Raw genomic sequence first — 19683 nt, forward strand, 5'->3', positions numbered from 1 at the left:
AGACATCCTCAGGCGGCCCGCGCGCGGTGGCGCCGGGCCCAGAGCGATTGCGCCAATTCTTCCGGCCGGTCATGGCCCAGCGTTTCCAGTGCCAGCGCGGCGGTGCCGGTCACCACGGCCCGGGCAAAGGGATCGTCGCGGTCGCCGGCCCAGAGCGCGGCGAGATGCGCGGGGTCGGTGTCGCCGTCATCCAGTCGGCGGGTGTCGTCGGTCAACGCGGGCGCCACGCTTTGCCAGGCTGCGCCGTCGCGCAGGCCAAAACAGGCGATCTGCTTGCCGGCGTGGCGTTCGAACTCGCCGCCGCCGCCCTTGATCACCGTCTGTCGCGTCAGGCCGAGGTGTTGCGCCGCCTCGGTCTGCAACCCGCGATAACACGGGTGAAACACCCCCTGAACCGAGGCTGCCGCCCCGCCGGGGTTGAACATCCGGCAGACGGTGTTGACGCAGGAGCGCAGGCCCAGCACGTCGCGCAGCCGGAGCAGCGCAAACAGCCGGGGCGAGAGGGTTTCCAGCGGCAGATAGGCCACGCCCTGGGTGGTGAGGCTCTGCGCGCAATCGGCCGGATCGGCGATCAGGGGAATCCCCGCCGGGCCGAGCCCCTGCCGCACCGCGCCATCGGCGCCGTTGTAGCCATGCATCAGCACCCGGTGCCCGGCCCGCGCCACCAGCCGCGCCGAGAGCAGAAACCAGGGAAGCCCGCGCGTCCGGCCTGCGGCATAGGAGGGCCAGTCGAGGTCGGGGCGGGGCAGGGGCGGCAGGGTGGCGCCGGCGGCGCGGGCAAAGCCCGCGATCTCTTCCGGCGTTTCGCCTTTCATCCGCATCAGCATCAGGAGCGCGCCGATCGCTTCCGGCGCCGCGCCACCGCGCAGCATCAGCGCCATTGCTTCCTGCGCCTCTTCCTGCGTCAGCGACCGCGACCGGCCGGGGCCGCGCCCGAGGATGCGGACATAGGGGGCCAGGCTCATTCCGCCGCCTCCGGGGTGGCGCAGCGCGCCAGAAGCTCGGCCAGCTCGGGCCGGCAGGAGCCGCAGTTGGTGCCGGCGCCAAGCGCCGCGCCGATTGCCTCGACGCTCATCAGCCCCTCGGTCTCGATGGCGGTGAGGATGGTGTTGACCCCGACCGAGAAGCAGGAGCAGAGCACCGGCCCGGGGTCGGGCTGATCGGCCGGCGGCGCGCCGGTGATCGCCTGCGGTGCCTCGGCTCCGGGCAGAGTGACGAGATAGTCGCGCAGCACCGCCACCGGCTCCGGGGCGACAAAGAGCGCGGCCAGCAAGCGGCCCTCGTCGTAGAACGCCAGCCGGGCGATGCCGCGCGCGCTGTCGATCACCGATTGCACCTCTGCCTCGGGCAGGCCGAAGAGCCTGCGAGCCTCGGCCTCCCAGTCGGCGACCGGCGTGGTGCCGGCCAGTTCGGCGCGATACCCCGAGGGCGTGCGGGCGCGCGCCCAATAGGCGCAATCGGGGGCGAGATCGCCGGCGGTGACGGCAAAGCCGTACCAGGCCGCCGCCAGTTTGGTGACGGCGCAGACCGCCGCCTTGCTTTCCGGCTGGCCCGAGACCGGATCGACCACCGGCGCCACCAGCGCGTCGATCCGGCCCGAGGGCGCGGTCTCGCCGGTCCAGTGCATCGGTGCAAAGACGTCGCCCTGCTGCACATCTGAGCTGATCCGGGCGCGCAGGATGGCGTTGCCCTGCGGGCTCTGCACCTGCACCAGGTCGCCCGGTTCAAGCGCGAGCGCGGCGGCGTCGCCGGGGTGAATGTCGAGGAAGGGCTCGGCCAGATGCGCCGAGAGCCGCGGCGACAGCGCGGTACGCGTCATCGTGTGCCATTGGTCGCGGATACGGCCGGTGTTGAGCCGGAAGGGATAACGTGGCGCGCGTTTCGCCTCTGGCGCGCGGTGGCGCAGCGGCAGCATCCTGCCCCGGCCGTCGGGGTGAAAGAATTGGCCGTCGGCAAAGAAACGTCCGCCTTCGCGCGCCTCGGTCAGCGGCCAGCGGCGGGGCGCCAGCATGTCGTAATCCGGGTCGTCGAGATCGCGCAGGGCCGAGATGTCGAAATCGCGGCCGAAGTAGCCGGCAATGCCGGAGAGTGCGGCGTATTCACGGAAGATCTCGGCAGGGGCCTGATAGTCGAAGGCGGCGCGAAAGCCCATGCGGCGGCCGACATCGGCCAGGATGTCCCAGTCGGGCCGCGCCTGGCCCGGCGCCGGCAGGACGCTGCGCTGCCGGCTGATGGTGCGGTCGGAATTGGTGACGGTGCCGCTTTTCTCGGCCCAGGCGGCGGCGGGCAGGAGCACATCGGCCAGCCGCGCGGTATCGGTCTCGGCGGTGATGTCGGAGACCACGGTGAAATCGCAGCCGGAAATGGCGTCGCGCACCGCGTCGGCATCGGGCATCGAGACCGCCGGGTTGGTATGGATGATCCAGAGCGCCTTGATCCGGCCGTCGCCCACCGCCTGAAACATGTCGACGGCCTTGAGCCCCTGGGTCTCGGGCATTGCTGGCGCCTGCCAGAATTCGCGCACGGCGGTGCGGTGGCTGGGGTTCTCGATATCGAGGTGGCAGGCCAGCATATTGGCCAGGCCGCCCACTTCCCGCCCACCCATGGCATTGGGCTGGCCGGTGACGGAAAACGGCCCCGCGCCCGGCTTGCCGATGCGCCCGGTTGCCAGATGACAATTGAGAATGGCATTGACCTTGTCGGCCCCGGACGAGGATTGGTTCACCCCCTGGCTGAAGACGGTAACCACCTTGTCATGCCGCATCCAGAGCTGGCAAAAGGCGGCGATCTCGGCCTCGCTCAGCCCGGTGACCGTGGGATCATCGGCATAGGCGGCCTCGAGCGCGGCGTCGAAACCATCGACATTGCGCAGGTAGGCTTTGTCAAAGGCGCCGCCCTCGTAGATCTCGACCAGAAGCCGGTTGAATAGCGCCACGTCGCTGCCAGAGGCGAGCGCCAGGTGCATGTCGGCGCCGTCGCAGCTGGCGGTGCGGCGCGGGTCGACGACGACGATCTTTGTCCCGCGTTTCGCCCGCGCGGCCAGCACCCGCTGATAGAGCACCGGATGGCACCAGGCGAGGTTGGAACCCACCAGAACCACGAGGTCGGCCGCGTCAAGATCCTCGTAGGAGCCGGGCACGGTATCGGTGCCGAAGGCGCGCTTGTGGCCGGCGACGGTCGAGGCCATGCAGAGCCGCGAATTGGTGTCGATATTGGCCGAGCCGATAAAGCCTTTCATCAGCTTGTTGGCGACGTAATAATCCTCGGTCAGCAATTGGCCCGAGACGTAGAAGGCCACCGAATCCGGCCCGTGCCGCGCGATGGTGTCGGAGAACTTTTTGGCGACCAGGTCGAGCGCGCTGTCCCAGCCCACCTCCTGCCCGCTGATGCGCGGGGCGAGCAGGCGACCGGCCCGGTCGAGCGTGTCCCCGAGCGCCGAGCCCTTGGAGCAGAGCCTGCCGCGATTGGCCGGGTGGTCCGGATCCCCCCTGACGTCCAGACCACCCGCGCCGTCCGGGCGCAGGATGACCCCGCATCCCACGCCGCAATAGGGGCAGGTAGACCGTGTTTCACTCACACCCGCCCCGTCCATCACGCCGCACTCCGATGCGCGAGTTTGGTGGTGTCGATCAGGATCCTCCCATCCTCGACCCGCACCGGATAGGTCGCGATGCGGCCCTCGTCGGCGCCCTGCGCCTGACCGGTGTTCAGATCGAACACCCAGTTGTGCAGCGGGCAGGTAACCGACTGGCCGTGCACGATGCCGTGGTTCAGCGGCCCGCCCTTGTGCGGGCAGCGGTCGGAGGTGGCAAAGACCTCGTCCGGCGCGGTGCGAAACAGCGCCACGCAACCGACCTTGGTCTTGATCACCCGGGCGCCGCGCAGCGGGATGTCGTTGATGTCTCCGATGTCGAGCCAGCTCATTCCGCGGCCTCCAGGGTAAGATCGGCAAGGGGTTGATATTGCTCGGACTTGCTCTCGGCCTCTTCGGCCCAGGGGTCCTTGCGATAGATCGTTTGCGATAGCTCGAAGCGCGCGATCAACGCCGCGCGTTCCTCGAGGTCGTCGACTACACGCTCTTTCACCCAGTCGAGACCCACCTTGGCGACCCATTTGTAGGGCCGGTCGAGGTATTTGGCGTTCTCGCGGTAGAGCTGCATGAAGGCGGTGGCGAGGTCGATCGCCTCCTGCTCGGTCCTGGCTTCGGCCAGCCGCTCGGTTTCCTTCACGTCCATGCCGGCGGCCCCGGCGACACCGATCTGATAGCCGCTGTCGACGCAGACCACGCCGATATCCTTGCAGGTCGCCTCGGCGCAGTTGCGCGGGCAGCCCGAGACCGCCAGCTTGACCTTGTGTGGTGTCCAGGAGCCCCAGAGCTTTTTCTCGAGCTGGATGCCCAGCCCGGTGCTGTCCTGCGTGCCGAAGCGGCAGTGATCCTTGCCGACGCAGGTCTTCACCGTGCGCAGGCCCTTGGCATAGGCATGGCCAGAAACCATGCCGGCGGCGTTCAGATCGGCCCAGATCGCGGGCAGATCCTCGCCCTTGACGCCCAGCAGGTCGATCCGCTGGCCGCCGGTCACATGCACCGTGGGCACCTTGTACTTGTCCGCCGCATCGGCAATGGCGCGCAGCTCGTCCGGCGTGGTCATGCCGCCGAACATCCGGGGCACGACCGAGAAGGTGCCGTCTTTCTGGATGTTGGCGTGCTTGCGCTCGTTGATGAAACGGCTCTGCGGGTCGTCCTGATATTCCAGCGGCCAGTCGGCCAGCAGGTAATAGTTCACCGCCGGGCGGCAGACATGGCAACCGTTGGGCGTGGACCAGCCCAGCTCCTGCCAGACCGCGGCCTGGCTTTTCAGCTCCTGGCTCTTGATCAGCCGGCGCACGTCCTCGTGGCTGAGATCCGTGCAGCCGCAGATCGCTTGCGACGCCGGCATCTGGAAATCGTCGCCCAGCGTGACTTGCAACACCTGTTCCACCAGCCCGGTGCAGGTGCCGCAGGAGGCGCTGGCCTTGGTGGTGGCCTTGATTGCGCCGAGGTCTGTGGCCCCGTCTTCGATGGCAGATACGATGGTGCCCTTGCAGATGCCGTTGCAGCCACAGATTTCCGCATCAAGCGGCAATGCTGCAACGGCTGACAGAGGGTCCGCGGCGGCACCTCCCTGATAGGAGGGGCCAAAGATCAGCGTGTCGCGCATCTCTTCGATGTCCGTGCCGTCCTTGATCAGCCCGAAGAACCAGTTGCCGTCGGCGGTATCGCCATACATCACCGCGCCGATCAGCCTGTTGTCCTCGATCACCAGCCGCTTGTAGACGCCGCGCGCCGGATCGCGGAACACGATGTCCTCGCGACCTTCGCCCTCGGCGAAATCGCCGGCGGAGAACAGATCGCAGCCGGTGACCTTGAGCTTGGTCGACAGCTCCTTCGGGACGAAAGCGCCGTCTTCGCCCAGAAGCGCGGCTGCGACGACCTTGGCCTGATCGTAGAGCGGCGCGACAAGGCCGAAAAGCTGGCCGTCGAACTCCACGCATTCGCCCACGGCATAGACATCGGGGTCCGAGGTCTGCATCTGCGCGGAAACCTCGATGCCACGCCCCACGGTGAGGCCCGCATCATTGGCCAGCCGTGTTTCCGGGCGGATGCCCACGGCCATGACCACCAGATCGGCAGGCAGGGTTTCGCCGCTGTCGAGCAGAACCGCTTCGGCCTTGTCCTCGCCCAGAATGGCCTTGGTCGAGGCCTGGGTCTTGACGGTAATGCCGCGCCCCTCCAGATCCTTGCGCAGCAGATAGCCCGCGGCTTCGTCGAGTTGCCGCTCCATCAGGTGGCCCATCAGGTGCAGCACGGTCACATCCATGCCGCGCTGGGCGAGGCCGGCGGCCGCTTCCAGACCCAGCAGACCGCCGCCGATCACCACGGCGCTGCCGCCCTTGGAGGAGGCCTCGATCATCGCGTTGGTGTCATCGAGATCGCGGTAGGAGATCACCCCGGGCAGGTCCTTGCCGGGCACCGGAATGATGAAGGGCGCTGAGCCGGTGCCGATCAGCAGCTTGTCATAGGCGACCTCGCCGTTTTCGCCGATCACCACCTTGCGGGCGCGGTCGATGCCGACAACGCTTTCGCCGAACCGGCAGGTGACCTTGTTGCCATTGTACCAATCGTCGTCATGGGTGACGATCTCGGCATAGCTCTTTTCCCCCGACAACACCGGTGACAGCATGATGCGGTTGTAGTTGCCGCGTGCCTCTGCGTTGAACAGGGTGACTTCATAGGCGTCGGGGGCTTGTTCGAACAGATGCTCCAGCACCCGTCCCGAAGCCATGCCGGCGCCGATAACGACCAGTTTCTGCATGTCGTTTCCTTTCACGAATACCAGGCGACGATGTGTGACACCTCGCCCTTGGAATGGATCGGCAGGGCCACGAAATTCTCGTAGCCGGCGGCAATTCCGGCGACGCCTTGGTCGACCACCGGCAGGCCGGAGCCCAGCACCCGGCCGATCAGCCCCTGCCAGGCAGCGGCGCGGCGCGGCTCTTCCGCCTCGGCGGCCCAGAGCCGGCCCTCGCGGGCGCAGATGCCGTCGATCAGCACCGCCGCACCGTCCTTGCCGACGCGAGCCGCGCGGGCGTCCCAGATCTCGAAACGCCGGGCGATCGGCGTGCCCCGCGCCGACAGCAGCGTCAGCACGAAGGTCTCGCCGCTCGGCACCGGCACCGGCAGGCCGAGACCGGTGGTCAGCCCGGCCTGTCCGGCGCTTTCCGAGCGGACGAAGCCATAGCTCGAGCCCAGGTCGCGCATCAGGATCGGCGTATTGGCTGCCCAGACCGCCCCGGGCAGACCCTGGCCGCGCGGGAAATGCGTGTGTTTCGAGACAAATTCGAAATGTTTGGCGGCGCCGTAATAGCCGTCTTCGAGCATCAGCAGGTTGTCTTTCGACTGCCAGACCTCAAGCGCGCCGATCCTGTCCTCGCCGTCGCCGCAGAGCACCACGAGCACCGCCTTCAGCGCCTTGCCGTCAAACAGCGGCACCGCCACGGCGCTGGTCAGACCGGCCGCCCTGGCGGCATCGGCGCGTTTGAAGCTGGCCGGGTCCAATGTCTTGAAGACCACCGGGCGTTCCTCGGCCCAGGCCATGCCCGGCAGGCCTTCGCCCTTGGCAAAGCTGGTCTGGCCAGAAGCCGCCTTGAACTCGGTCAGATCGCCGTAGTTGCCGCCCGCCAGTTTCAGCACGCCCTCTTCGGGCACCCAGTATTCGGTGACCTCGATGAAGGTGCGCACCTCGGTGTCGGTCATCGCTTCCATCATGCGGCTTCCTTCTCATCGGGCTTGGCGGCCGGGGTGGCGGCCTTCGGCTTGGCGCCATGCTCGTATTCTTCGAGAAAGCTCAGCACCTGCTCGCGGTAGAGGTAGTAATCGGGATGTTCGAGCAGCGCCTTGCGGGTGCGCGGACGGGGCCGGTCGACGTTGACGATGCGGCCGATGGTGGCCTGGGGGCCGTTGGTCATCATCACCACGCGGTCGGCCAGCAGGATCGCCTCGTCCACGTCATGAGTGACGCAGATCGCGGTGACCTTGGTGCGCGACCACACTTCCATCAGCACCTCCTGCAATTCCCATCGCGTCAGGCTGTCGAGCATCCCGAAGGGCTCGTCGAGCAGAAGCAGTTTGGGCGAAAGCGCGAAGGCCCGGGCGATGCCGACACGTTGTTTCATGCCGTTCGACATGTCGGCGGCCGAGCGGTCCATGGCATCGGCCAGCCCCACCCGTTCAAGGTAGTACTCCACGACGTCCTGACGCTCGGCCTGGCTGGCCTTGGGATAGACCTTGTCGACGCCGATGGCGCAGTTTTCGCGTGCCGTCAACCAGGGAAAGAGGTTGGGCGACTGAAACACCACCGCGCGCTCCGGATCGGCGCCCTGAACGTGGTAGCCGTCAAGCCGGATTGCGCCCTTGGAGATGTCGTTGAGACCGGCGGCCATGGTCAGCACGGTGGACTTGCCGCAGCCGGAATGGCCGATCAGCGAGATGAATTCGCCCCGGTTCACCTTGAGGTCGAAATCCTCGACCACGGTAAGCGGGCCTTTCGGCGTCGGGTAGATCTTGTGCAGCTGCGAGAAGTCGAGGAAGCGCTCTTCGATCATGCCTTCCTGCGCCTGTTGCACCGCCTTCGGAACCGAGTGGATCGGCGTCACGTCGGGCAGGATGCGCGAGCCTTCGACCTTGGCTTCGATGCCCACATCCATCAGGTAGTTGGTGACCTTGGCGCGCAGGGCCTTGAACCCGTCGTGGTGGTTCATCTCGCCCCGGTCGCGCGGGCGGGGGATATCGACCGCGAATTCCTCGCCCAGCGAGCCATCGGGGTTGAGCGCGATGATCCGGTCGGCCAGCATGATCGCCTCGTCGACGTCATTTGTGATCAGCACGCAGGTCTTCTTGTCGGCCTCCCAGATCGCCTCGATCTCATCTGCCAGATTGGCGCGGGTCAGCGCGTCGAGCGCCGAGAGCGGCTCGTCCAGGAGCAGCACCTCGGGGTTCATCGCCAGCGCACGCGCCACGTTGACCCGCTGGCGCATGCCGCCCGAAAGCTCGGCCGGGCGGCGGTGGGTGGCGTGGCTGAGGCCCACCATCTTGACGTAATGCGCGACCTTTTCGGCCTTTTCCGCCTTGGGCATGCCGGGGAAGATGGTATCGACCGCCAGGCCGACGTTGCCCGCCACCGTCAGCCAGGGCATCAGCGAATAGCTCTGGAAGATCACGCCGCGTTCCGGCCCCGGCCCGGTGATCGGCTGGCCCTTGAAGGTGACCTTGCCGCGGGTCGGCTGTTCCAGCCCGGCCATCAGGTTGATCAGTGTCGTCTTGCCGGTGCCGGAGAAGCCCAGCAGCACGAGGAACTCGCCCTCCTGCACCTCGAGGTCGATGTTCTTCAACACCGAGGTGGCGGCAGTGCCTTCGCCGAAGCTCTTGGAGACATTGTCGAATTTCAGGATGCTCATCTGCTTGTCCTTTCTGTGCGACCCCGGAGGTCCGGGGCGCATGTCACCGGTTGTTCGAGAAGGTGAAGAGCGATTGCAGGGCGAACATCACGCGGTCGAGCAGGAAGCCGATCACGCCGATGGTCAGCACCGCGACCATGATTTTGGCGAGCGACGAGGAGCTGCCGTTCTGGAACTCGTCCCAGACGAACTTGCCGAGACCGGGGTTCTGCGCCAGCATCTCGGCGGCGATCAGCACCATCCAGCCGACGCCGAGCGACAGGCGCAGACCGGTGAAGATCAGCGGCAGGGCCGAGGGCAGGACCAGCTTGGTGATCTTGGTATAGGTGTTCATTTTCAACACCTTGGAGACATTCACCAGATCCTTGTCGATGCTGGCCACACCCAGCGCGGTGTTGATCAGTGTCGGCCAGAGCGAACAGAGCGTCACGGTGATCGCCGAGATCAGGAACGATTTGGAGAACATGCCGTCGTTGGTGGCATAGACCGCCGAGACGATCATGGTGACGATCGGCAGCCAGGCCAGCGGCGAGACCGGCTTGAAGATCTGCACCAACGGGTTGATCGCGGCGTTGGCGGTGGGCGAGAGACCGGCGGCGATGCCCAGCGGCACGGCGACGGCGGTGGCGATCAGGAAACCGAAGAACACGGTCTGGATCGAGGTCCAGATCTGCTGGTAGTAGGACGGCGCACCGGTATAGGCGATGTCCTTGACCTCGTCAGCGCGGCCGGCCTCGACCAGCTTTTCGTTGCGCGCGGCAACCATGGTTTCGAACTTCTCGCGCTTGACGGCCTTGGCGGCGGCGTCCTCGTGCAGGTTGACCGCCTCTTCCCAGACCGCGGCCGGGCCGGGGACGGCGCCCAGCGACGTCTGCACCTTGGGCGCCAGCGTGGCCCAGAGCATCAGGAAGGCGATGATGGCGATCAGCGGCACGGCCAGCAGGCGCCAGATTTCCTTGACCTGCGCTTTCGGATTGTCCCCTGCCGCGGCCTTGAGCACCGGGGTGGCCCAGGAGAGGCCGAGCACCTGGAACCATTTGTCGGCGGCGTTGATGCGAGTGAAGAGTTTCGCGCGGCGGGCTTCGCGGGCCTCGGCGGCGGAGAATTCGGGGTCGACGGTGGTCATGGCGGGGTCCTCGGGAGATTGGGGGGAGGCCCCGGATCAAGTCCGGGGCGCGTGTCGCGGGATCATCGCGCCCCGGGCTTGACCCGGGGCCTCTGCCTGGATTGAGCTCAGCCCTTCACTTCGGTGCCGACAACGGTCTGCTCGCCTTTCAGCCCGATCGGCAGGCTGTCGAGGTAGGCGTTGGGGGCCTTGCCGTCATAGGCGATGCCGTCGATGATATCCTCGGCAGGGGTCGGCGCCTTGTAGCCGTCGCTGTCCCAGGGGAAATCGGCCGCATCGGCAAGACCTTCATCGACCAGCAGCCGCGCGGCCTCGAGATAGATGTCCGGCTTGTAGACCGACCTGGCAACCTCGTCGTACCAGCTGTCCGATTTCGGCTCGGCAATCTGGCCCCACCGGCGCATCTGGGTCAGATACCAGACCGCATCCGAATAGAAGGGGTAGGTGGCGTTGTAGCGGAAGAAAACGTTGAAGTCGGGGACGTCGCGCTTGTCGCCCTTTTCGTATTCGAAGGTGCCGGTCATCGAGGCGGCGATCACCTCGGCATCGGCGCCGACATATTCCGGACGGCTCAGCATTTCGACCGCTTCCATACGGTTGGCGTTGTCGTTTTCATCCAGCCATTGCGCGGCGCGGATCAGCGCCTTGGTGACGGCCAGCGTGGTGTTGGGGTAGTCCTCGGCAAACTCGGCGGTGATGCCGAAGACCTTCTCGGGATTGTTCTTCCACAGCTCGTAATCGGTGATCACCGGCACGCCGATGCCCTTGAACACCGCCTGCTGGTTCCACGGCTCGCCCACGCTGTAGCCATAGATTGTGCCGGCTTCGAGCGTGGCGGGCATCTGCGGCGGCGGGGTGACCGAGAGCAGCACATCGGCGTCGATCTGGCCCGAGATGTTTTCCTGGCTGTAATAGCCCGGATGCAGCCCGCCGGCCGCCAGCCAGTAGCGGATTTCGTAATTGTGGGTCGAGACCGGGAAAACCATGCCCATGTTGAAGGGCTTGCCCTCGTTCTTGTAGCTCTCGACCACCGGGGCCAGCGCTTCTGCGCTGATCGGGTGGATCGGCTTGCCCTCGGCATCGGCGGGGATGTTGGGCTTCATTTGCTCCCAGATCTCATTCGACACGGTGATGCCGTTGCCGTTCAGGTCCATCGAGAAGGGGGTGATGATATGCGCCTCGGTGCCGAAACCGATGGTCGCCGCCAGCGGCTGGCCGGCCAGCATATGCGCGCCATCGAGCTGGCCGCCGATCACGCCGTCGAGCAGAACCTTCCAGTTGGCCTGGGCTTCCAGCGTCACGAACAGGCCCTCGTCGAGGAAATAGCCCTGTTCATAGGCCACGGCGAGCGGCGCCATGTCGGTGAGCTTGATGAAGCCGAAGGTCAGTTCGTCTTTTTCAAGATCCAGCATCTGCGCGAAACCGGGAGTGACCAATGCGGTAGAGGCGGCAAGGCCGAAAATGAGGGTCTTCATGAGGTTCTGTCCTTTACTGAGGCCCGGGAAGAGAGGGATCGGGCAAAGAAAAAAGCCGCTGACGCACTTCGCCGGGGGCGAAGGGTCGAGCGGCTTTGCTCATCGGGTCCCGGACGTTCGGGAGAATTCCTGCAACGGACGCCATTGCCCGTCGATGCAAGCTTTATGCCAAATCAGCCTGCGGTGGCGCAAAGGAAAGGCGGCGGGAGGGCGGCGATTTTCTGCATTGCAGCGAGATCATCGCCGCAACTGCACAATAATTGGGCGTCAGGCCAGGTCGGGGTCAAAAATGCGGCCATCGAAGAACCGGTCGCGTCCGAGAATCAGCTGGCCGACGTCGGCCGGCACGGCGGTGGGTTCGGTCACGCCGCCCTCGATCCGCGACGAGGCGGTGGGCAGGCTGGCCGACAGCCCCGAGAGCGCGGCGCGGTGCAGATCGGTGCGAAACACCCGCGCGGCGGCGGATTTGGCGGCGGTCCGGTCGAGCCCGGTGCGCGCCGCCAGTTGCAGCCCGATCCATTCCGCCTGGCTGCGCCAGGGAAAGGTCGCGGCGGAGCGATGGAAGGTAAGGAAGTCGGGCACGCTGCGTTCCTCGCCGCGCCCCGAGAGCACGAGACGCCCGGACAGCGCCCGGTCGAGGATGTCGGCGGGCAGGTCGAGATAGCCGGGCCGCGCCAGGATCTCGGCGGCGAGGCTGGTCGAGGCCGGATCGCCCAGCCAGCGGCCGGCGCGCCAGACCGCGCGGATCAGCCGACCGCGCAGCATGGCCTCGGCCTCGGCCCAGTCGGCTCGCATGGCCAGCACCTTCTCCGGCGCAAAGGCCCAGATCGCCGAACCGGGCAGCAGCAGTTCGCCCATGCCGTCCTCGACCGCCTGAGAGCCCCAGGGTTCGCCGACGCAGAAGGCGTCGATCTCGCCGGCGCGGATCGCATCGCCCATCAGCGGCGGCGGCACGGTGCGCACCGAAACCGATTGCGGCGCCGGCAGGCCCAGCGCCGAGAGCCAGTAATAGACCAGCTCGGCATGCATCGAGAACGGGAAGGGCACGCCGATACGCAGGCCGGCCCCCGACGCGGCGATCAGCGCCAGCCCGGCGGCGCGGGCATCGTTGAAGGCAAAGTCATGGCCGGCGTCGCGCAGCCGGTCGGCCAATGCCCGGCTGATTCCGATGACATTGCCATTGACCGAGAGCACCGAGACCGCAGACAGCGGCGCGCCGGCACCGCCCAGGCCCAGCGCCGTGGCGATGGGAACGGGCGAGAGCATATGCGCCGCCTCGACCTTGCCAAAGCTCAGCATGTCGCGCAGCGACGACCAGGAGGGCGCACGGCGCAGATCGAGGGTGATGCCCTCTTCGGCGGCAAAGCCCATTTCCTGCGCCAGGACCAGCGGCGCCGCATCGACCAGCGGGATGAACCCGACCGAAAGCGTGGTTGCGCTCATCCCAGAAGCCCCGCTGCGGTCACCAGCGCCTGCGCCACATCGGCCACGCGCTTGCCCTGATCCATCGCGGCCTTGCGCAGGATGGCATAAGCCTCGTCCTCGCTGACGCCGCGAGCCTTCATCAGCATGCCCTTGGCGCGGTCGATCACCTTGCGTTCCTCGAGCGCGCGTTTGGTCTCGGCCAGCTCGGTGCGCATGCGCTGGAACATGCGGAACCGGGTGATGGCGGCGTCGAGCACCGGTTTGACGCGGCCGGGCTGCATGCCGTCGACCACATAGGCCGAGACGCCGGCCTCGATCGCCGCGGTCGAGAGGCCCTCGGCCGACCGGTCGACGAACATCGCCACCGCGCGGTCCTGCGGCCCCGAGGCCAGCGCTAGTTCCTCGAGCATGTCGCGCGAGGGGTTCTCGATGTCGATCAGCACCACGTCGGGCTGGCGCGCCTGGATCTGCCGGGCGAGGCTGGTGGGCTCGGCAATCACCTGGATGTCGAAATCGCCGGCGGCGCGCAGGCTGTCGACGATGAGCAGCGCGCGGTCGCGGTCGGGTTCGACGATGATGATCGAGAGTGGGCGGGACATGAGCGCAAATGGGGGGGCTGGAGGAGGTTTGTAAATGGGTGGCGCGGTGTGCGAGGGGCGGCGGCCTGGCGTATGCACAATTATTAATCAGAATGCCGGTCCTGTCTTCCCCGCGCGCAACAAGACCGCAGGCCGCCGCGCGATCGCCGGCCCCTCGGGGGCGGCGATTTGGCCCGCGCACCCCTGTTGATCGGAGGTTCTACGGATTTGGCTGCCATAAGGCGCCGTGAGCAAGACTGTTGCATCGCCATCCCGCGGCTCGGCGATCGCATGGCGTGGGCTTCGGTGCCCGCCTACCGCCCCACCGCCATCACCAGCAGCCCCGAGATGATCAGCGCCATTCCCAGCACGCGGGTCAGGCTCAGGGTCTCCCCCAGGACCAGCACCCCCGACGCGGCCACCATGACAAAGCTCATCGCCACGAAAGGATAGGCCAGCGACAGGTCGATCCGCCGGAGCGCAAAGAGCCACAGAACAGTGCCCACCCCGTAGAACGCCAGCCCGCCCAGCACCCAGGGCGAGAGCAGCAGCGACAGGCTCTTCTGCACCAGTCCGGCGGTCTCGGCAAAGCTCACCCGGCCGACGCCGGTCTTGAAACAGGTCTGGCCCAGCGCCGAAAGCGCGACGCTGGCGAAGATCAGGGCAAATCCCGCCGGGCTCATCGGATGACCCCGGAAAATTCGAGGTAGCGCGCGGCAAAGAAGACCGCGAGCACCGCAGTCAGCGTGATCTGGCTGATCCGGTCGGTCAGGGCAAAGACCACCGGATCGTCGCCCACCTTGCCCCGGATCGCCCACATCCAGCTGCGGTAGATCCAGAACATCATCAGCGGCACCGCCAGCCAGAGGATGTCGCGGCCGCCATAGGTCTCTCTCGCGGTCGGGCTGTTGATGTATTGCGCCAGGGTCAGCAGGCTGACCGCCGCATTGGCGATGCCGAAGATCTGGATGCTGGCCAGCTCCGCGCCCCAGTAATTGCGATGCGGCAGCTTGGCGTCCTCGGTCACGGCATCAAGCTCGATGAACCGTTTCATGTAGGCCAGGCTGACAAAGAAAAAGAGCGAAAAGGACAGCAGCCAGGGGCTCAGAATGATCCCGCCGGCCGCCGCCCCGGCGAGGATGCGCACGGTATAAAGCAGTGACAGCACGATCACGTCGATCGTCGAGAACCGCTTGAGCGCAAAAGAGTAGGCGGTGGTCAGGCCGAGATAGAGAAGAAGCACCAGCCCGAAGGGCAGGCCCACCGCGCCGAACCCCAGCGCCAGCGCGGCGACCAGCAGCGCCAGCGCCGCGGCGACCCCCTGGGCCGGGCGCAGCAGCCCGGCGGCAAAGGGCCGGAGCCGCTTGCGGACGTGGCGCCGGTCGGCCGGAATGTCGAGCAGATCGTTGATCAGATAGACCCCCGAGGCCATCAGCGACATGGCGGCAAAGGCCAGCCCGGCCAGCAGCAGCGCGCCGGGTTCGGTGTAGAGATGGGCAAAGAACAGCGGCAGAAAGACCAGCACGTTCTTGGCCCATTGATGCGGCCGCATCGCCGCCCACAGGCCACGCCAGACCGGTGGCGCCGGATCGGTGGTCAGCGACAGGCGCGGGCCCGCTGCCTGCATCTCGGCCCGGGCGGCGGCGTCGGGGCGGATGAAGCCGGCCTTCTGCGCCGCGCGCCAGATGGGGATGTCGGCGGCGCCGTCGCCCAGATATTCGAACGGACCGGCGCTGTCGCCGCGGATCGCCGCAAGCTTGGCCGCGCCCTTCAGGTTGTGGCCCGGCTCCGAGGCCAGCACCGCGTCGAACAGGCCGAGGTGCACCGCGATGGCCTCGGCCGCCTGGCGGTCGGCGGCGGTGGCCAAAACGATGCGGCGGCCCTGGGCGCGGGCGCTGCGCAGGTAGTCGAGCACCGTGTCGTCATAGGGCAGGAGCGCCGGGTGAAAGCCGTCGCGGTTCCAGACCGCATGCTTGATGCCGCTGACGCCATGCCGGTGCCAGGCGGCGAGGATCGGCCGCCAGTTGCCGGGCCGGGCCAGGGCGGCAACCAGCAATTCCTGCGCCACGTCGGTGTGCACCAGCGTGCCGTCAAGATCGACATAGAGCGGCAGGGTCGCCGCCTGATGATGCGTCACATCCTCGGCCAAATATCCGTCCAAATTCCGCAACAATCCCGCTCCGTCGCCATTTTCCTCCGCCTGCGCAAGACAATGGTGCGCAAATGTGCGGATTTTCTGGCGCGCCGCGGGTTTGACTGTAAAAAGTTAAGATATGTCTGGCAAAAGTGATTTTGTGACACGCCTCTCGGTGGGTCTGGGCCTGTTTCTTCTGGCGTTCGCCTTTCGTGCCCTGGGCGCGGATTACGGCTATTTCCACGGCGATGAGCGGATCAATGATGCCGCCAAGGTGCTGGCCGGGCAGATCGTGCCGGGGCAGCATTTCTATCCGCCGCTGATCACCTATCTCAACGGGCTGGCCTTCGGCGGGCTGTTCGCGCTGGGGCTGCCGCTCGGCTGGTGGGGGTCGCCGGGCGAATTCCGGGCGCAGTATTTTTCCGATCCGACGGTCTTCTACCTCACCGCCCGCTATCTGACGGCGGTGATCGGCGCGCTGATCGCGCCCTTGTTCTTTGCCATCGGGCGGCGGGTCGGGCTCGGGCTCTGGCCGGCTCTGACCGTGGGACTGCTCGGGGTCTTCTTTCCGCTCGGGGTCTTCATGTCGCATATCGCCAAGGGCGACGTGGCGCTGGCCACGGCCACCGTCGCGGTCTTCTGGGCGCTGATCGCACGGCTTCAGGCGGCGCGGCCGGGGCGCTGGGACATCTGGCTCGGGGTGCTGGCGGTGCTGGTGGTGAGCTTCAAGCAATCGGGGGTCTTCGTGCTGCTGCCGCTGGCGCTCGGCCTGGCGGCGCTCCTGATCCGGGCCGAGGGCGTGGGTGCGATGGCGCGGAGCATGGGCCGGGCGCTGCTGACGGTTGTACTGCTCTGGCCGGTGCTGAACATCGGCATCCTGCTGGATTTCGGCAATTTCCTCGCCTTTCAGAAAATCCAGACGGTGATGTCGCTGCGCACCGGGGACGGCATCTGGCCGGGGCTGACCACGCTGGGGCTGCGGTCGCTGGGCCTGGTCTGGGGGATGACGCCGGTCTTTGCGGCCATGGCGCTGCTGACGCCCCCGGTGCTGATGCTGCCGGCCTGTGCGTTGCGGCAGAAACCGGCGTTGCTGCTGATCTGGGCCGCGCTGGCGATCGGCACGCTCACGCTGGCCCTGCTGGCCGGGCCGCGCCAGCCCGAGCACCTCTGGATTGCCAGCTTCGCCGGCTTCACCCTGCTTGGCGGCCTTGCGCTGGCCGGGCTGATCGGCGCGCCGGGCCGTGCCGGGCAGGCGGCGGCGGGCGCGCTGGCGCTGGGCGCGGGGCTGTCGCTGCTGGGCGCGGTGATCGCGGTGAGCGAGGCGCTGGCGCCGCCGATGTGGCAGGAGACCGACGCCTATATCGCCGAGCACCTGGCGGACGAGAAGATCATGACCATGGCGGTGACCCATCTGCCGCAGCGCCAGGCGGCGCAGCAGATGGAGATCGCCCGTTGGCAACGGCTGGCCGAAAAATACGACACGCCGCTGCCGGAGATGGCCGAGGAACGGCGGATCACCGAAGATGCGCGGGGGGCGGTGTTCTACATCGCCATGCCGACGGTGCTCTACGGCCTGGAAGGTGTGGACGAGGACGATCCGGACTTCCAGGCGCAGGCCCACGCCTGGCCGCCGCAGCGCGCGGAATGGCAGCTTGACCACTGGCGCGATCAGGGGTTCGACAACTTCGTGGTGAAAGATCCGAAGTTCATGCGGTCGCAGGTCGACTCGGCGCTGATGCGGGGGTTTTTCAGCGACCTGCATGCGCGTTGCGCCGTGGTGGCGGCGTTTGAACCCAACAAGCCGCTTTTCCTCGAGCGGGAGATTGCGATTTATCGGTGTGGGCCGGGGTGAGGGGCGCCTGAATTTCGCTGTGCCTGCGCACATCGACCGGCTGGGGGGCCAGCCCCCCAGACCCCCCGAGGGTATTTTGGGCAAGAGGAAGGGGGAGCGGGGCGGTTTTGCCGGGGCTCAGCGGAGGCGCTGGGCTTTTTGCAGCGGGCCGAGGCTGTCGAGATAGTCCGAACGGTAGCCGTCCTCGTAGATCGGAAAGCGCGCCGGGCTGTCGCGAAAGCTCTTGAGGGGCTGGCCCATGTTGAGGATGCCGCGCTCGCGCTGGCGGCGGGCTTCGGCGAAATCCACTTCCAGCGGAATCATCTCTTCCTGCACGTTGCCGTCATGCAGCAGCCGCCCGGCCGGGTCGATGACCTGGGAATAGCCGTTGCCGCCGGCCAGCAGCCCGTTGATGTGAAAGACATACATCTGGAACATCGCGGCCGAGGCGCGGGCGCAGGCCAGATCGGCGTGGCGGTCGACAAAAGCGGCGTTGACCGGGTTGATCAGCACTTCGGCGCCCATCGAGGCCAGGGTGCGGGTCAGTTCCGGAAACCAGATGTCATAGCAGATCGACAGGCCGATGCGGCCGACACCGGGCACATCGACGACGCAGGGCGCGGTGCCGGCTGTGACCCCCTCTTCGTAGGGGGTGAAAGGGAACATCTTGTCATAGCGCGCGACCTCTTCGCCCGCCGGATTGAACACCGGGGCGGCATTGAAGATGCGGCCATTGCGCCGTTCGAAATAGCTGCCGGGCTGGAGCCAGATCCGGTGCTGGCGCGCCATGTCGGCAAAGGCCTGGTCGAAGTCGCCGCCGGCGGCCTGGGCGCTGGGCAGGGCCGGGCCATGCGCGGCCAGCTCGGAAAAACACACCATCTCGACCCAGGGGTAGAGATGCATGAGCAGCGCCAGCCGCTTGCGCATCTCGGCGATGTTGTTCTGGGTGGTCACATGCATCTGGATGCCTGCGATTGCGAATTTACTCATCACGCCGTCCTTTGAAGGTCTGTCAGGAAGGTCGGCGCGGCAAGCAGCCGGCTGCCGAGATCGGAAAATTCCACGTCGAGCGTGGCGGGCGCAAAGGCCGGCATCTGCCAGTCCTGGCCGGTGCCGCAGCCCCAGAACAGCCGCGCGGTGCCCTGCACGGGCCGGTAGACGATGGAAAACACCGTGCCATAGCCCGCGCGGTACTTGGCCGAAAAGAACGGCGGCGTGAGAAAGCTGGCTTGCAGCGTTGCCTCGTCGGGCGGATTTCGGACGAACATGAGGCCGAGGCTCTGCGCCCGTTCGAGCGTCGCCGAGATCCGGCCGTGGCGGGGCCATTCCACGCCCAGCTGGTGATTGGTGGCCCAGGGCGTGAACTGCACCATCGGAGGGCGGTCGGGGCTGAGAAACACGGTGGCCGCCTGGCCCCGGCGATCGGTCAGGGTGACATTGTAGGACATGTGGCAGGGCACCGCGCGCAGCGCCTCGAGCCCGTCCTGCACATCGGTGCAGGTCTCGAGCACATAGCGGATCAGCAACGGAATGCCGAAGCCGCGGCCGGTGCCGACGCGGCCGCCGAAGCTGAGCGAGACGGCCAGCCCGTCCTGGTTCATCCCGTCCGAGAGGCCGGCCAGCCCCTCGACCATGCCCATCACCACCTTGCCGCGCCAGTTCGAGCGCAGCAGCGTGGCCTCGCTCAGCGCAGGGTCGAGATCGTAGTTGCGCATCAGGAACGGCCCGCGGGCATCCTGCGAAGCGGCCTGGGTGCAGCTCACCAGATAGCGCGGCGGGCACCAGAAGGTCAGGAATTCGCGCAGCACCGGATCATCGGGCAGGGTGGCCGACAGCCGGTCGATCAGCTTGGTCATCTCGGGCATGTGGCGGCGCAGGGCGCGCTCGGCCTCGCGGGTGGTCTCGGCGGTGGTGCCGCCGCGCGCCAGATACCAGTCGCGCCAGCCCGGCCAATGGGCGTGCAGCAGGCTTTCCCAGGTCTCGGCCGGCCGCTCCTCGGACAGGGCGGCGAAACGGCGGTGCAGGGCATAGCCCGGTCTGGCCTGCGATGGATGGAGGGGGGCGAAAGGGGACATGCGGCGGATTTCCTGTCGGTATTTTCTACACTATGGGTCATGGTG

The 19683-nt window shown here is 67.0% G+C and carries 15 protein-coding genes; 1 reads left to right on the top strand and 14 read right to left on the bottom strand.

Annotated features, from left to right (window positions below; all coding sequences use genetic code 11):
* Nucleotides 1-8: 8 nt before the first annotated feature.
* The 12 genes from PVW49_RS02720 to PVW49_RS02775 form a co-directional block, all read right to left on the bottom strand.
* Nucleotides 9-965 carry a glycosyl transferase family protein gene (locus PVW49_RS02720; protein ID WP_274589835.1) on the bottom strand — a complete coding sequence of 319 codons (957 nt, stop codon included), beginning with the start codon at nt 963-965 and terminating at the stop codon, nt 9-11.
* Entirely contained in the window at nt 962-3592 is a 2631-nt protein-coding gene (locus PVW49_RS02725) for a nitrate reductase (protein ID WP_074834637.1), read from the bottom strand. The genes PVW49_RS02720 and PVW49_RS02725 overlap by 4 nt, the downstream gene beginning before the upstream one ends.
* On the bottom strand, nt 3592-3924 hold the full coding sequence (gene nirD, locus PVW49_RS02730) for a nitrite reductase small subunit NirD (protein WP_074834638.1): 333 nt from the start codon (nt 3922-3924) through the stop codon (nt 3592-3594). Before nirD ends, PVW49_RS02725 begins: the two co-directional genes overlap by 1 nt.
* Nucleotides 3921-6353, bottom strand: a complete 2433-nt coding sequence (gene nirB, locus PVW49_RS02735; RefSeq protein ID WP_274564682.1) for a nitrite reductase large subunit NirB — start codon at nt 6351-6353, stop codon at nt 3921-3923. Before nirB ends, nirD begins: the two co-directional genes overlap by 4 nt.
* Before the next feature lie 11 nt (nt 6354-6364).
* Nucleotides 6365-7306 carry a GAF domain-containing protein gene (locus PVW49_RS02740; protein WP_244526413.1) on the bottom strand — a complete coding sequence of 314 codons (942 nt, stop codon included), beginning with the start codon at nt 7304-7306 and terminating at the stop codon, nt 6365-6367.
* Nucleotides 7303-8994, bottom strand: a complete 1692-nt coding sequence (locus tag PVW49_RS02745; RefSeq protein WP_274589836.1) for an ABC transporter ATP-binding protein — start codon at nt 8992-8994, stop codon at nt 7303-7305. The genes PVW49_RS02740 and PVW49_RS02745 overlap by 4 nt, the downstream gene beginning before the upstream one ends.
* Nucleotides 8995-9037: 43 nt before the next feature.
* Entirely contained in the window at nt 9038-10120 is a 1083-nt protein-coding gene (locus tag PVW49_RS02750) for an ABC transporter permease (RefSeq protein WP_048530334.1), read from the bottom strand.
* Between the two features lie 107 nt (nt 10121-10227).
* Nucleotides 10228-11595, bottom strand: coding sequence for a CmpA/NrtA family ABC transporter substrate-binding protein (locus PVW49_RS02755; RefSeq protein ID WP_274564687.1), 1368 nt, complete (start codon nt 11593-11595; stop codon nt 10228-10230).
* Between the two features lie 267 nt (nt 11596-11862).
* Complete coding sequence (locus PVW49_RS02760; RefSeq protein WP_074834645.1) at nt 11863-13038, bottom strand: CmpA/NrtA family ABC transporter substrate-binding protein; 1176 nt, start codon at nt 13036-13038, stop codon at nt 11863-11865.
* Nucleotides 13035-13619 carry an ANTAR domain-containing response regulator gene (locus tag PVW49_RS02765; RefSeq protein ID WP_048530340.1) on the bottom strand — a complete coding sequence of 195 codons (585 nt, stop codon included), beginning with the start codon at nt 13617-13619 and terminating at the stop codon, nt 13035-13037. The genes PVW49_RS02760 and PVW49_RS02765 overlap by 4 nt, the downstream gene beginning before the upstream one ends.
* Nucleotides 13620-13912: 293 nt before the next feature.
* Nucleotides 13913-14281 carry a DMT family transporter gene (locus PVW49_RS02770; protein ID WP_048530342.1) on the bottom strand — a complete coding sequence of 123 codons (369 nt, stop codon included), beginning with the start codon at nt 14279-14281 and terminating at the stop codon, nt 13913-13915.
* Complete coding sequence (locus PVW49_RS02775; protein ID WP_274589837.1) at nt 14278-15759, bottom strand: UbiA family prenyltransferase; 1482 nt, start codon at nt 15757-15759, stop codon at nt 14278-14280. The genes PVW49_RS02770 and PVW49_RS02775 overlap by 4 nt, the downstream gene beginning before the upstream one ends.
* A 133-nt stretch (nt 15760-15892) precedes the next feature.
* Here PVW49_RS02775 and PVW49_RS02780 point away from each other — a divergent pair, with 133 nt between their 5' ends.
* On the top strand, nt 15893-17584 hold the full coding sequence (locus PVW49_RS02780) for a hypothetical protein (protein ID WP_274589838.1): 1692 nt from the start codon (nt 15893-15895) through the stop codon (nt 17582-17584).
* Between the two features lie 117 nt (nt 17585-17701).
* On the opposite strand, the gene PVW49_RS02785 is transcribed toward PVW49_RS02780, so the two are convergent.
* Both PVW49_RS02785 and PVW49_RS02790 read right to left on the bottom strand, forming a co-directional pair.
* Nucleotides 17702-18553, bottom strand: coding sequence for a carbon-nitrogen hydrolase family protein (locus tag PVW49_RS02785; protein WP_274589839.1), 852 nt, complete (start codon nt 18551-18553; stop codon nt 17702-17704).
* A complete protein-coding gene (locus PVW49_RS02790) occupies nt 18553-19638 on the bottom strand; it encodes a C45 family autoproteolytic acyltransferase/hydolase (RefSeq protein WP_274589840.1) in 1086 nt (361 codons plus the stop codon). Before PVW49_RS02790 ends, PVW49_RS02785 begins: the two co-directional genes overlap by 1 nt.
* Between the last annotated feature and the right edge of the window lie 45 nt (nt 19639-19683).

It is taken from the genome of Marinovum sp. PR37, assembly GCF_028807375.1.
Taxonomy (GTDB): Bacteria; Pseudomonadota; Alphaproteobacteria; order Rhodobacterales; family Rhodobacteraceae; genus Marinovum; species Marinovum algicola.

What these genes read in the sequence shown, in the direction of transcription:
- PVW49_RS02785 (WP_274589839.1), bottom strand. Translation starts at nt 18,553, where the DNA reads ATGAGTAAATTCGCAATCGCAGGCATCCAGATGCATGTGACCACCCAG.
- PVW49_RS02790 (WP_274589840.1), bottom strand. Translation starts at nt 19,638, where the DNA reads ATGTCCCCTTTCGCCCCCCTCCATCCATCGCAGGCCAGACCGGGCTAT.
- nirD (WP_074834638.1), bottom strand. Translation starts at nt 3,924, where the DNA reads ATGAGCTGGCTCGACATCGGAGACATCAACGACATCCCGCTGCGCGGC.
- PVW49_RS02760 (WP_074834645.1), bottom strand. Translation starts at nt 13,038, where the DNA reads ATGAGCGCAACCACGCTTTCGGTCGGGTTCATCCCGCTGGTCGATGCG.
- nirB (WP_274564682.1), bottom strand. Translation starts at nt 6,353, where the DNA reads ATGCAGAAACTGGTCGTTATCGGCGCCGGCATGGCTTCGGGACGGGTG.
- PVW49_RS02745 (WP_274589836.1), bottom strand. Translation starts at nt 8,994, where the DNA reads ATGAGCATCCTGAAATTCGACAATGTCTCCAAGAGCTTCGGCGAAGGC.
- PVW49_RS02725 (WP_074834637.1), bottom strand. Translation starts at nt 3,592, where the DNA reads ATGGACGGGGCGGGTGTGAGTGAAACACGGTCTACCTGCCCCTATTGC.
- PVW49_RS02750 (WP_048530334.1), bottom strand. Translation starts at nt 10,120, where the DNA reads ATGACCACCGTCGACCCCGAATTCTCCGCCGCCGAGGCCCGCGAAGCC.
- PVW49_RS02755 (WP_274564687.1), bottom strand. Translation starts at nt 11,595, where the DNA reads ATGAAGACCCTCATTTTCGGCCTTGCCGCCTCTACCGCATTGGTCACT.
- PVW49_RS02770 (WP_048530342.1), bottom strand. Translation starts at nt 14,281, where the DNA reads ATGAGCCCGGCGGGATTTGCCCTGATCTTCGCCAGCGTCGCGCTTTCG.
- PVW49_RS02720 (WP_274589835.1), bottom strand. Translation starts at nt 965, where the DNA reads ATGAGCCTGGCCCCCTATGTCCGCATCCTCGGGCGCGGCCCCGGCCGG.
- PVW49_RS02765 (WP_048530340.1), bottom strand. Translation starts at nt 13,619, where the DNA reads ATGTCCCGCCCACTCTCGATCATCATCGTCGAACCCGACCGCGACCGC.
- PVW49_RS02740 (WP_244526413.1), bottom strand. Translation starts at nt 7,306, where the DNA reads ATGATGGAAGCGATGACCGACACCGAGGTGCGCACCTTCATCGAGGTC.